General features: G+C 69.2%; 12 protein-coding genes. 7 read left to right on the top strand and 5 right to left on the bottom strand.

Annotated elements, in window-relative coordinates:
- Positions 1-203: 203 nt before the first annotated feature.
- Together TY25_RS31215 and TY25_RS31220 are read right to left on the bottom strand one after the other, a co-directional pair.
- Positions 204-1,406 carry a PucR family transcriptional regulator gene (locus TY25_RS31215; protein ID WP_042262172.1) on the bottom strand — a complete coding sequence of 401 codons (1,203 nt, stop codon included), beginning with the start codon at positions 1,404-1,406 and terminating at the stop codon, positions 204-206.
- Between the two features lie 264 nt (positions 1,407-1,670).
- Entirely contained in the window at positions 1,671-2,300 is a 630-nt protein-coding gene (locus TY25_RS31220; RefSeq protein ID WP_014986030.1) for a TetR/AcrR family transcriptional regulator, read from the bottom strand.
- Between the two features lie 121 nt (positions 2,301-2,421).
- Here TY25_RS31220 and TY25_RS31225 point away from each other — a divergent pair, with 121 nt between their 5' ends.
- Entirely contained in the window at positions 2,422-3,783 is a 1,362-nt protein-coding gene (locus TY25_RS31225) for an ABC1 kinase family protein (protein ID WP_042262174.1), read from the top strand.
- A 1-nt stretch (position 3,784) separates the two neighbouring features.
- Here the strand turns inward: TY25_RS31225 and TY25_RS31230 are convergent, their stop codons facing one another.
- A complete protein-coding gene (locus tag TY25_RS31230; protein WP_052383304.1) occupies positions 3,785-4,045 on the bottom strand; it encodes a phosphopantetheine-binding protein in 261 nt (86 codons plus the stop codon).
- A 162-nt stretch (positions 4,046-4,207) separates the two neighbouring features.
- Here TY25_RS31230 and TY25_RS31235 point away from each other — a divergent pair, with 162 nt between their 5' ends.
- Complete coding sequence (locus tag TY25_RS31235; RefSeq protein ID WP_042262176.1) at positions 4,208-5,323, top strand: FAD-dependent oxidoreductase; 1,116 nt, start codon at positions 4,208-4,210, stop codon at positions 5,321-5,323.
- Positions 5,324-5,334: 11 nt separating this feature from the next.
- On the opposite strand, the gene TY25_RS43295 is transcribed toward TY25_RS31235, so the two are convergent.
- Positions 5,335-6,579 (bottom strand): wax ester/triacylglycerol synthase domain-containing protein, encoded by a 1,245-nt coding sequence (locus TY25_RS43295; RefSeq protein ID WP_042262179.1) that lies wholly within the window; start codon positions 6,577-6,579, stop codon positions 5,335-5,337.
- A complete protein-coding gene (locus tag TY25_RS31245; protein ID WP_088606761.1) occupies positions 6,576-7,511 on the bottom strand; it encodes an ACP S-malonyltransferase in 936 nt (311 codons plus the stop codon). The genes TY25_RS43295 and TY25_RS31245 overlap by 4 nt, the downstream gene beginning before the upstream one ends.
- A 164-nt stretch (positions 7,512-7,675) precedes the next feature.
- Between TY25_RS31245 and TY25_RS31250 the strand changes: the two genes are divergently transcribed.
- The 5 genes from TY25_RS31250 to TY25_RS40895 are packed head-to-tail and all read left to right on the top strand — an operon-like array spanning position 7,676 to position 12,530.
- Positions 7,676-8,692, top strand: coding sequence for a ScbA/BarX family gamma-butyrolactone biosynthesis protein (locus tag TY25_RS31250; protein WP_081869221.1), 1,017 nt, complete (start codon positions 7,676-7,678; stop codon positions 8,690-8,692).
- 13 nt (positions 8,693-8,705) lie between these two features.
- Positions 8,706-10,022 (top strand): FAD-dependent oxidoreductase, encoded by a 1,317-nt coding sequence (locus tag TY25_RS31255; protein WP_042262184.1) that lies wholly within the window; start codon positions 8,706-8,708, stop codon positions 10,020-10,022.
- Positions 10,019-11,140 (top strand): FAD-dependent oxidoreductase, encoded by a 1,122-nt coding sequence (locus TY25_RS31260; protein ID WP_042262185.1) that lies wholly within the window; start codon positions 10,019-10,021, stop codon positions 11,138-11,140. Before TY25_RS31255 ends, TY25_RS31260 begins: the two co-directional genes overlap by 4 nt.
- Positions 11,137-11,754, top strand: a complete 618-nt coding sequence (locus TY25_RS31265; protein WP_042262186.1) for a hypothetical protein — start codon at positions 11,137-11,139, stop codon at positions 11,752-11,754. The genes TY25_RS31260 and TY25_RS31265 overlap by 4 nt, the downstream gene beginning before the upstream one ends.
- Positions 11,754-12,530, top strand: coding sequence for a class I SAM-dependent methyltransferase (locus TY25_RS40895; protein ID WP_052383305.1), 777 nt, complete (start codon positions 11,754-11,756; stop codon positions 12,528-12,530). Before TY25_RS31265 ends, TY25_RS40895 begins: the two co-directional genes overlap by 1 nt.
- Positions 12,531-12,576: the final 46 nt, after the last annotated feature.

Consider the following 12,576-nt stretch of genomic DNA (forward strand, 5'->3'; position numbering starts at 1 on the left):
TCCGCGGCGTCATGTACGAGACGACAATGGCCTCGGCACAAAGGGAAGAATACGCAACAAGATTCGCCCGATTACCGGCGAAAAGCACTGATTCCGTTCCGTTCCTGGATAATTCACCGCCGTCGGCCGCACCGCGCTGTGATGCCGCGACCCAGGCTGTGACCTCGATATATATTCGCGCGGCTGTTACTCGAGACCGATCACTATGGCGGGCCGTCCGATGGGACGAATCCCAATCGCGCCACCAATGCCGAACGCAGATACCACAATCCACCGGCTCGGGCCGGGTCGAAGCCGGTCAGTTCCCCGATGCGCCGCAACCGATAGTCGACGGTATTCGGATGCACCCCGAGCTGTTCGGCGGTGCGCTGCCTGCTCAGATCGCTGTCGATGTAGAGCTGCAAGGTTTCGCGCAGATCCGGATGTTCGTCCAGCGGCGCGAGATGATGGCCGAGCAGGTCGCGGCCGATCCCCGGACGACTCAACTGATGCTGCAAGGCCAGTTCGGCGAAGCGGTGCACGCCGGGCCCGCGACCCAATCGCTGTGCGGTATCGAGCAATTCGTGCGCCTGCCGGGCCGCTGCGGGCACCCCCTCGGGACGGGCGAGCACGACGGTGGCGGTGATCGGCACGCACGCCGCCGCGGCCAGCGCCTGCACCAGATCGTCGAGTTCGGCGTCGGCGCGCGCGGTGCCGGGCACGAGTATCGTGCCACCGTCGACCGAGAGCAGCGAGAGCGCCTGGCCGCCGAGTTCGGTCGCGAGCGCCGATTGCAGGCGGCGCAGCTTGCGCCGGGCGACCACCTGCCGATCCAGCCCGGGCCGTCCTTCGTCGGGGTGGGCGGGCAGCGCGACGGCGAGCACGAAATACTCTGCGGCGAAGGACAACTCGCTGCCCCCCAGTTGTCCGCCGAGCAGCGCCGAGGTCAGGTTGTGGGTCTCGGTTTGATGTTCGGCCGCGTCCGCCTTGTGCTCGCGGACGTAGGCCTTGCTCACCTCGACGGTGACCAGTTTGGACAGCTCGACCACCCGGGCGATGCCGGTCACCACGCCGAGCGTCTCCGCGGGGCCGGGCCGGGCGATCAGGTCCAGTCCGAGCTTGCACCCCTCGTTCACCGCGTGCAGCACCGTGTCGATGGGGATGCCCGCGCGGGCGCACTCGCCCGCGGCGGATTCCAGCCGGTCGGTGACGGTGGGCACCGGATGCCCGTTCAACCGCTGGATCAACCACTCCAGGCAGATCCGCACCACGGTTTTGACCTCGCCGCGCCGCACGGTCTCCGCCATCGGGCCGGCCGCCAGATGGGTGATGACGGTCCGCGTCAACACGTCGAGATCGCGGGCGGACGACGAGATCTGGCGGCGTAGCACACCACATTCGGGGCGATCGAGACTGTCGATGGTCACCAGTGGCCTCCTGGTCTCCCTACTCCGCAGTTGCTGCGGCGTTGGCGGCAAGTAACCGAGGACTTCTGCCACGCCGAGAACTTCATTGTTACCGGGGTCTTTGTTCTTGGCAGCAACGGTAAACCGAGCGCCCGCTCACCTTCTACTCCTCTTTGCACGGCCGGTGACGAGCCCGCCTACCGCCGCTCACCAGGAGAAATGCCAGACCGGGGCGCACGGCATGGTGTGTCGCGCAGTACCGGAGATAGCGAGGTGCTCACTTTTTCAGGCCTGGACCCGCTTGATCTCGGTATCCATCCAGGCGGCCATCATCCTGGCCGTCATCCGGACCGCCTCGGCCCGCTCGGCGCTGTCCACCTCGAGCGCCGAGGCGCGCAGTACCGCGGCGAAACCGGTGTTGATCAGCACGAAGGTCATCACGTCGTACTCGTGGTCGTCACCGGGGCCGAGCACCTGGATGACCATCACCTTCACCAGCAGTCGCAGCCGCGGTTCGAACTCGGGGATACCGCTGTTGTAGAACTGCACCCCGGCCACCAGCGCGCGCACCAGCAGCGCGTTCTCCACCAGTTCGTCGGTGATCACCTCCAGGATCTCGGTGATCACCTCCAGGCTGGGCTTCTCGCCGAGCCCGAACACCCGCTGGGAGAAGCGGCGCTCGATGTTCTCGAGCAGGCGCCGCAGTAGTTCCTCGACCATCACGGAGCGATCGGTGAAGTACCGGTACACCGTGCCGATGCTGACCCCGGCCTCGGCGGCGATCCGGTTGGTCGAGGTGTTGGCGATACCGCGTTCGCCGAACAGCCGGGCGGCGGTATCGAGGATGTGCTCGCGCGTGGCCCGGGCGCGTTCCTGGGTAGGACGCCTGCGCTCCCCCACGGCTTTCGACGGCATCGGGTACTCCTGCCTGCTGTCGTGCAAAAAATGAGCTTCGCTCAGTTTAGACCGGGGCGGAAGTATGCGAGAGTGGGTGCCACCGCGTCACGCGGCATGTTGGGCCAACGGAGGTACGACAGTGGGCGATCGGGTGCCGAAGGGCCGTCTCGCGCGCGGCAGCAAGCTCGGCCGCCTGGCCGCGGGCCAGGCCCTGCGGGGCGTCGGCACCCGATTGTCCATGGTCGGGAAGCCCGAAGCCGCCCGGCAGGTACTCGCCGAACGATCGACACTGCAAGCGGCACAACAGCTCGTCACCGTGCTCGGCGGCCTGAAGGGCGCGGCGATGAAACTCGGGCAGATGCTCTCGGTGCTCGACGTCGATCTGCTGCCGGAATCGCATCGCGAGATGTTCCGGGTCAAGCTCGCCGAATTGCGCGATCAGGCCCCCGCCGTGGCGTTTTCGACCATGCGCGCGGTGATCGAGGACGATCTCGGGCCGCTGGCACGGGTTTTCGCCGATTTCGACGAAACCGCGATCGCCGCGGCCTCGATCGGCCAGGTGTACCGGGCCCGGTTGCACGACGGACGCGAGGTCGCGGTCAAGGTCAAATATCCGGGAGTGGACGCCGCCGTCGAGGCGGACATGCGCAATCTGGCGATGTTCAGCAAGCTGTGGAAGTCCATGCTGCCCAGCGCCGCCGACGCCGAGGTGCTCGACGAGATCGCGCGCAATATCGGCAGCGAACTCGACTACCTGCGCGAGGCGCGGACCCAGCACCGGGTGGCCACGCGCTACCGCGGACACCCGTTCGTCACGGTGCCCGACAGCGTCGAAGAGTTCTGCGGTCCACAGGTTTTGGTGACCGAGTACCTCGAAGGGCAGCCCTACCAAGAGATTCGGCGGCTGCCCACGGCGGATCGGGACCGGATCGGCGAGCTGATCTATCGCTTCTACGTCGGATCCCTGTTCACCGATCTCGAATTCTGCGGCGACCCGCATCCCGGCAATATCCTGCTCGCGGCCGACGGCAGGCTCGGTTTCGTGGATTTCGGCCTCTACCACCGGATGGATCCGGAGCACGTCGAGGTGGAACGTGCCTGTTTGCAGGCGGCCGGCGAATGCCGCGCCGACGATTTGTTCGACATGTGGGTCGCGCGCGGCATCCTCGATCCCGACTCCGGTGTGGACGCCGAGGAGGTACTCGATTACGTCTGGGCCGCCGCCGGTTGGCACCTGGTCGACGAGGAGATCACCATCACCCCCGAACTCGCCACGGGGGCTTTGATTCTCGCCGTCGACCCCAGGGCGGCCGAGTTCCGCGGCATGCGCAAACAGCGGCTGCCCGCCGAACACGTCTTCTCCCGCCGCGCCGATCTGTTCACCTTCGCCGCGCTGGGACAGCTGGAGACCACCAACAATTGGCACCGAATCGCCCGCGAGTGGCTCTACGACGAACCGCCGGTCACCGAGATCGGACGAGTCGCTCGGCAGTTCCGCTGACCTACTCGGCCGATCCCGCCGCCGAACGCAGCGCCGCGTCGATGAGTTCGACCATATCGGCGATCGTCCAGCAGGAGAGCAACTCGCGCTCGGTCAGCCGGACGCCGAGGCGTTCTTCGATGGCGACGAGACCGATCGCGACCGCGACCGAGTCGACGCCGAGATCGCCGACCGCGATCTGCGTGGGCTCCTCCTGCGGCACCACCATCCCGAGGTCGGTCTCGACGATGTCGAGCAGCACGTGCAGGGTGGCCTCGGACACAGCTCCACCTTATCCAGCGGCCGGGCGGCGGTCGTGGATCGAATGATCCGGCCGCGCTCAACGAACGGCCCGGTGCGGTGCGGAGATCAACTGTCGGACGATGATCCGGCCCCCGCCGCGGAAATAGACTCGGAGCGTGCACAAGGCACGAAAGGACCGGCCATGACGCCGCGCATCCTGGTGGTGGGCGGCGGTATCGCGGGCCTGACCCTGGCCGCGGCGTTGCGGCGCAACGACATCGAGCCCATGGTCGTCGAACGGGTCGCCCGATACGGGGATGTCGGATACGTGATCACGCTGTGGCCGATGGGCCGCGCGGTGGTACGGCACCTCGATCTCGGCGACCGGTTCGACACGCTGACCGTGCCGATCAACACCTACGCCACCCACGTCGACGGCGGCAAACCGCTGCGCACGTTCGACTTCGGCGGTCGACTCGGCGCCGGTGTGCCCCGGGCGCTGCGGCGCGCCGAACTCATCGAACTGCTCGGATCCTACGGGGGCGGTACCCCGGTACAGATGGCGCGCACCGTCACCGGTCTCGAGCAGGACGAACGAATCGTGCTGGCGCGCTTCGACGATGGCACGACGGCCGAATTCGATGTGGTGGTCGGTGCCGACGGCATCGATTCGGCGGTACGCGGGTTGGTCGCGGGCCCCGTGCGCATGCGCCGCAGCGGCCTGCGGCTGTGGACCTGGTGGACGCCGGGTCACGCGGTGGCGGCCGACGAATCGCACGAATTCTGGGGAGTCGGACGGTATTTCGGCTACAACCCCACCACCGGATCGGTAGGCTGTGCCGCCGCGCTGCCGGCCGCGGGCGCGCCCGCCACTCCGGCCCGGCTGCGCGATCGACTGGCCGGGGTGGCCGGGCCGATGGAGTGGATGATCGACGCGCTCGACGCCGTCGATCGCGTCGGCTGCTTCGACCTGGACGATCTTCGGTTGCCGCGGTGGCGGTTCGGACGCGTGGTGTTGCTCGGCGACGCGGGCGCGGCGTTTCTGCCGACAGCGGGGGTCGGGGCGTCGATGGCAATGGAATCTGCGCTGGTGCTCGCCGAGGAACTGTCGAAGGTGGACGCCGCCCAGGCCCCCGAGGCGTTGCGGCGATACGTACAGCGCCGCCGGGCCAGGGTCGACGCGGTGCAGAACCGTTCACGCTGGTTGATCCCGGTGATGCAGCGGCGCACCAGGTTCGGCAGCGCGCTGCGCAACGCCATGCTGCGGGCACTGCCGCAACGAATGGTGATCTCCGAGATCACCCGCTGGAATCCGTAGCCCGCACCGCGCTACACCGAGCTCAGCACCAGCGCGCGCAGACGTTCGGCGAAATCCCCAACGGCACAGGGCAATACCTTCGGGTCGGCGACCACGCCGACGGTCAGCCGGTCACGCAGGATCAACGCGGTCACCATCAATTCGTCGGCCATCAGCGGCGAGAACGGCACCGTCGCATCGACGCTGTGCCCGAATATGGTGCGCCGCATCGCGAATCCGGGGGTGACGCTGACGCTGAGCCGGCAGGTGTCACGCACCATCCGTGCCATCAACCGGGTCTGCGCCCGCCACGGCAGGTATTGCAGATCCGCCCCGGCCGAGGCCAGCGCGCGGCCCTGGTCCACCGGGTCGATGGCGGCCAACCGCTCCCGCACCACCCTGACCTGATCCGTAATCCCCGGTCCCGGCGGATCGACCGCCAAGAACGCGGACACCGTGGCATTTCCGGTATGTCGCGCCGCCGCGTCGAGGGTGACCGGCACCATGACCCGCAGCCCGTCGCGATCGGTTCCGGGGATCAGCTGCCGATAGGCCGCCGCGGCCGCCGCCAGCAGGTATTCGGTGCTCGACCCCCGCGCGTCCGCCGCGTGCTGCCGCAATGTCCGGATCGGGATCGAGAACTCGGCCACCTGCCGGGCGCAGTCCGCGGGCGGGAACGGCAGCACCCGGCCCGCTCGGCGCAGCGGACGCGCGGCGCGATACTGCCGGGGCACCTCGGTGCAGGTACGCCAGGTGAGTGCGCGCTTGAAGGGAAAACGTTGCGCGGTAACGAATCTGTCGTAGTCGTGCGCGGTGGCGGTGTCGACGACCAAGGCCGCGAAGCCCGGTGCGGCCAGTCCATCGCTCAGACAGTGGTGCACGCGAAGCAGCACCGTCTGGCCGCCGCGGTCGGCCTCGTCGACCAGGGTGATGTCCCACGGCGGCACGCCGCGCGGCAGCGCGGTGGCCATGCGCTGCTCGATCAATCGGAGCAGACCGCTGTGATCGGGCACCGCGGTGTGCCGCACCCGCACAGCCGGATCCACGGCCGCGGCGAAAGCCGGTCGGCGGCGCGGCCGCTCAGGCAGGCACAGCCCATACAGCGCGTGTGCCCCGGCGCGCGCGGCCACCCGAGCCCGCAGCCGGTCGACCGTGATCGGGGCGCCCGGCTCCAGCCGGAGCGCGAGCATCCAGTGCATCGGATGCCCGGCGCTGTCGAGACGTAGATGGACGCAATCCAATTCGGTCAACCGCAGTCCGGCCCGATCCCCCGTCACGGCGCGAACTCCCCTGGGTAGCCGAAGTACCGCACCGTCGGCGCAGGGTCGCCGCGGCCGATGGATTTCGCCAGTATCCGGCTCGGCCCCACCTCCACCAGTCGCGTACAACCCAGGCGCGTCAGCGTCGCGAGCACGGCAGTCCACCGCACCGGCGCGGTCAGCTGCCGTTCGGCCAGCGCCCGCCAGCGCGCGGCGGTGTACAGCCCGGCATCGACGTTCGCGACGACCGCCACATCGGTCCGCTCGAACTCCGCCGCCGCCAAGGCCCGCCGCAGCAGCGGTACCGCGGGCCGCATGAGCGGGGTGTGGAACGCACCGCCGACCGGTATCCGCACCACTTTCAGCCGCGCCAGCTTCGCGTCCTGGGTCACCGCGTCGACGCCCTCGACGGTGCCCGACACCACGACCTGGCGCGGCCCGTTCAGGTTGGCCACCCAGACCCGCGCGCCACCGGCGCGCGCCGCGGCGGCGAACGCCTCGACCACCTCGCTGCTTGCACCGAGGATCGCGGCCATCGTGCCGGGCCACCGCAGCGTCGCGGAGCGCATCGCCGCACCTCGCGCGGCCACGAGTTTCGCACCGGTTTCGGGTGTCAGTGCTCCCGCCGCCACCAGTGCGGTGTACTCCCCCAGGCTGTGTCCGGCGCAGGCGTGTATCGGGCCGATCGAGCGACGCTCGGTCAGGTAATCCAGCGCCAGCAACGACATGGTGAAGATCGCCAGTTGTGCGGAATCCGCTCGGCGCAACTCCGATTCGCCGGTGCGCAGGAGCAACTCGGCGATATCGCGCCCCGTCCAGCCGGAGACCTCGTCGACGATCCGCCACTGCGCGGTGTCGCGCCATCGCTCGCCCATCGTCGGACGTTGCGCACCCTGGCCGGGAAAGATCAGGGCACATCGCGGCGGCCCGGCGGTCCGTGAATCGAGCACGGGACGAGCGTAACGCCCACTGCGGCACCGGTATTCGGTCAGACGTTGAGCGCGGTTCACCGAACGCACGATGATTCGCGCCGGTCGACGTCGATACGCTCCCGGTAGCCGGGCCCCGCAGCCGCTCGCCGCGGTACCGGCCCGCTCCTCGACGAGAGGCAACCGTGGACACGACCGCAACAACGACTCGTCCTTCGTCCGATGGCAGCCGAAACGCACTGTCGGAGTTACGCTTCGAGCAGACCGTGCCGCGCTCGACGGTGCACCGCAGCGCCGTCAACGAGGTGTTCCTCACCGACGCCGCGGTGCTCGGCAAGCGCGAATGGGCGGTGGCCGCGATGCTGCCGCGCAGCCACGTGCTGTTCAACGACGGCGGCAATCCGGACTACCTGGATCCGATCGCGATCATGGAGGTCACCCGCCAGGTGACCGAGTACGTGGCGCACGCGTTCGTCCAGGTGCCGGACAATCAGTTCCTGGTCTTCCGCGATATGCGGATCGAGGTCTTCGCCCCCGAGTTCCTGCGTGCCGGGCCCGCGCCCGCGCGGGTGGTGACCATCGTCAACGCTCGTACCTCCGAGCGGCTCGCGCAGCATCCCGTGACGCTCATCGTCGACGGCAACGAGTGCGCCAGAGCCGGCGGCCGGTGGCTGCCGCTACCCCAGCACTACTACGACTACATCCGGGAGAAGGCCCGCAAGAAGACGCTCGCGCGCGGGCCCGAACCCGCGGACCCCGTCGACCCCGCAGCGCTGCTCGCACCGCAGCGGGTCGGCCGGGAGCACCCGAAGAACGTCCTGCTCGCGCATGGCGTGACGACCATCGCAGGCGGCATGTCCTTCCGGCTGGTCTTCGATCCGGCGCACCCGTTCTTCTTCGACCATCCGATGGACCACGTGCCCGGCATGTTGCTGCTGGAGGCCGCCCGCCAGGCGGGTCTGGCGACCTTGGCCGAGCACCGAGGCGTGCCACCGCAGCGCTGTCTTCTCGTCGGGTGCGACGTCGACTTCGGCAACTTCTGCGAGCCCGACCTGGTCACGCACTGCACGGCTGCGATCGACGAAACATATTCCGGCGCTGCCGGTTCCCCGCGGCGGCGGGTGCGCGTCGGCTTCCAGCAGGCGGGCGCGGCGATCGGCGCCGTCACCCTCGACCTGCTCGACGAAACCGGTTCGGGCTGAAGGGGGTACGACCGTGACGACACCGGAACGAGTCGCGGTGGTGGGGTCCGGTGTCTCCGGGGTCTCCGCCGCGTTGACGCTGCGCCGGGCCGGCTGTGCGGTGGAGATCTTCGAACTGGCGGATCGGGTCGGCGGCCGCGTCGGCGCCGCCGAACTCGACGGACGCGCAGTGCTGCTGGGCGGCAAGAACATCGGGCGCCGCTACACCCGGCTGCGGGCGATGCTCGAGCTGCTGGGCGGGACCGGATACGAGCCGTTCGGCATCAACACCGCTCGCCTCGTGGCGGGCAAGCTGGTCCCCCTCGACAGCGCGCACCGGACCGAGACCTTGCGCGCCATCGCGCGCATGTGCGATTGGCGCGACCTGGGCAAGCTCGACGGGCTCGCCAGGAAAGTCCGCGCGACGGAGTCGGCGCGCTTCCTCGGCTCCGAGCTCGCCGCGAAGCTGGCACGCCGGGACGATCGGCCGCTGTCGGCACATTTCGGCCGCGATACCACCGCCAACTTCCTCCGGCCGATCACCGTGCGGATGAACGGCGCCGAGCCCGAGGAAAGCTACCTCGGCACTTTCGGCGTCAACATGGGCATGCTGCTCGACCGCTTCGACCAGCCGACCACCGGCCTTGCCACACTGCTGGCCCGTGTCGAGGCGTGCGCGGAGATCCGCTACCGCACCACGGTCACCCGCATCACGCGGTCCGAGAACCGGATATACGTCGAGGCGATCGATGCCCGCGGTCGGTCCAGCCGGACCCGGTATGACGCCGTCGTCGTGTGCACGCCCGCCTACGCGGCGGCGCCGTTGCTGGCCGAGCTCTCGGAAACGGCTGCGGGGCTGCTGCGGTCGGTCCGATACTGCCCGGCCACGGTCGCGGTGGTGAGTTATGCGCACGACGTCTTCGCCGCCGATGTGCGCGCCCTCGCACTGGACGACCAGCCGTGCAGCAACGTCGGCAGCTACGGCACAACGACGAGAAACCTTGTCCGGTACACCTTCTCCGGTAAGCACGGCCGCCTGAGCGAACCCACCGAGGCCGACGTGCTCGAGCTGGTCACCGAGACCGAACAGCGCCTGCGCGCCCACCTCGGCACGTCGCCGCAGCCCAGAACCGCGGCGGCCATCCGGCATTGGCCGCGCGCGTACTGTGCCTACCTGCCGCACTACGACACCTTCCTGACCGCCCTCGCCGCCGCGCTCGCACCGCTGCCCGGCATCGCCCTGGCCGGTGACTATCTGCTCGGCACCTCGCTCGAGGCCTGCTGCCGCTCCGGCGAAAGCGCGGCCGCGGCACTGCTTCCGGCACCGCTGCCGCAGGGAGCGGACAGGTGAGAATACTGATCGTCGGCGGCGGTATCGCCGGGCTGACCCTGGCCGCGCGGCTGCGCCAGCGCGGCGTGCGCCCCACCGTGATCGACACGATCAGCAGTTACAGTCATCACGGTTCCGCGATCACCCTGTGGCCGGCGGGCAGCCGGGTGCTGCGTGACCTCGGCCTGTGGAACTCGTTCATCCACACCAGCGCGCCACTGCGGCGCTATGTCGTGCACGATCGTGACGGCGCCGTGCTGCGTACCTTCGATCTCGAACGATTGGGCGCGCGAACGGGTTTGCCGCGAGCCACCCCGCGCGCCGAGTTGCTCGCCATCCTCGAATCCGCCAACGGTGGCACGCCGGTCGACCTGGAGACCGAGGTCGCCAGGATGCGCCAGATCGGTTCGACCGTGCGGGTGCGCTTCGCAGACGGGCGCGAAGGCGATTTCGACCTCGTCGTCGGTGCCGACGGCATCCGCTCGCGCACCAGGCAGCAGGCGCGGTTGCACACCGCCGAACGCCACTTCGGCTGGCGCATCTGGTGCTGGTGGGCCCGCCGCGGCAGCACGCCGCCGGGCGAGCTGCACGAGACGTGGGGCCTGCGACGCATCGTGGCGGCGTACCCGACCCAGGACCGAGTGGCCTGTTTCGTGGCGATCTCAGGCGCGTTCGACGGTACGGCCCCGCATCAGTGGCCGCCGAGCGACCGCCGCCGCATCGACGACTGCGTGATCCTGCGCACGCTGCGCGACGCCGACCGGGTCGAATGCCTGGACCTGATGGAAGTCACTGTCCCTCAATGGGTTCGGGGACGCGTCGTGCTACTCGGGGACGCCGCGGCCGGGCTGGTGCCGACCACCGGTATCGGCGCGTCCCTGGCGATGGAATCGGCGGCGGTACTCGACGACGAACTGGTGCGCGTCGACGCCGCGCACATCGATATCGCGCTCACCAGGTTCGCACGCCGCCGTATGCCCCGGGTGGACGCGGAGCAGCACCGCGCCAGGGTGGTCGGCGACGTCATGATGCTCGAATCCCCTGTCGCCCGGCACTTCCGGGACCTCGGATTGCGCTACTTCCCGACGCCCGTACTGTGCCGCGAACTCGACCGCTGGAACCGAGGGAGAACACCATGACCACCCCGCTCGACGACATTCCCGGGCTGTTCCGATGCGAGACGGTGCCGCGCGCCGACGCCACCGGTGAATTGCTGGCGTTGACCAAACGACTGCGCAACGGCCCGCTCGACCAGGACGTGTACACCGTGCATCAGCACGTCGATTGCCCGCCCGAAGTGCTCTACGACTATCTGCTCGATATCCGCAGCGTGGAGGAATTCACCTACAGCATGCGCAATTTCCGCCCCGAGGGCGGCACCGGGCGCTACGTCGGTGAGGACGCCACCGATCCCGGCACGAAGATCCACCTGCGCATCACCGGCAACCGGGAGGTCGGCACCGTCGACTACGAATCGGCGTTCGATCAGGGCGACGATCTGTGGATGGTGTTCTGCGGCCGCGTGTTGTCCGCGCGCCGGGTGCAGCGGCGCAGCGGCGCCCTGGTGTCGTGGACGATCTGGCGGCATCCGTACTACGACCGCAATCCCTATCCGCACCTGTCCCCGCGCCGCGGCCGCGTCTGGCCCGGGTCGATGTGGCCGCTGTTCCACGCCTGCGATGTGCTCGAACTGCGCAACATGCGCCAGATTCTCGAACATCGGCTGCCCTCCACCGTACGGGGCACTGCGTGATGACCGATATCTACGGTGCCGCGGCAGAGTTCTACGATATCGCCGGTCGCCCGTACTGGAAGCCGCGCACCGCGGCCCTGGTGGCCGCGATGTCGCTTGCCGCGCAAGCTGATTCGCCCATCGTGGACGTGGGCGCGGGCACCGGGCTGGTCGTCGAGATCCTCGGCGCGGCGGTGCCCGGCGTCCCGATCCTCGCGATCGAGCCCTCACCCGCCATGCGCGCGGCGCTCGCCAGCCGCGTGCTGGCGGATCCGGCACTGGCCCGGCAGGTGACCATCGCCGCGACCACGCTCGAAAACACCTCTTTGCCAGCGCGATTCGGCGGCTTGGTCGCCTGCGGCGTGCTCGGCTACCTTCCGCCCGCGGACCGGCGGCGGCTGTGGCGGTTGCTCGCCGAGCGACTCGCCCCGGGCTGTCGCGCGGTCGTGGATGCCGCTCCGTTTCCCGCCGATCGCACCGTGCGGCCGATCCGGGTCGGTGTCGCGCGTATCGGCCGGTGCCGCCACGAACTGTGGCTCGGATCGCGGCCCGCCGACAAGCCGGGACGGATCGAATTGACCACGCTGTGCCGGGTGACCCAGGACGGGCGAACGCTGCGGGAGTCGGCCAGCACGCAACAGTGGTGGGCGGTCGACATGCGCACGATCGTCGCCGAGACCGCCGCGGCCGGGCTCGAATGTCGCCGCGCGGGTTGGGATCTCGCGACCCTGCGGACAACGGCGGCTCCGGCCCTCGATGGTCTGCGGAGCGCTACCGCGGACTCCATCGAGCGTTGAGTCAGGTGTGATCGATCGGCCGAGGAAACACAGCCGTACCCAAGGC

The sequence above is a fragment of the Nocardia brasiliensis NBRC 14402 genome (assembly GCF_000308475.2).
Classification (GTDB): domain Bacteria; phylum Actinomycetota; class Actinomycetes; order Mycobacteriales; family Mycobacteriaceae; genus Nocardia; species Nocardia brasiliensis.

Coding starts and splice junctions, on each gene's coding strand:
- TY25_RS31220 (WP_014986030.1), bottom strand. CDS start 2,300: ATGCCGTCGAAAGCCGTGGGGGAGCGCAGGCGTCCTACCCAGGAACGC.
- TY25_RS31235 (WP_042262176.1), top strand. CDS start 4,208: ATGACGCCGCGCATCCTGGTGGTGGGCGGCGGTATCGCGGGCCTGACC.
- TY25_RS31265 (WP_042262186.1), top strand. CDS start 11,137: ATGACCACCCCGCTCGACGACATTCCCGGGCTGTTCCGATGCGAGACG.
- TY25_RS40895 (WP_052383305.1), top strand. CDS start 11,754: ATGACCGATATCTACGGTGCCGCGGCAGAGTTCTACGATATCGCCGGT.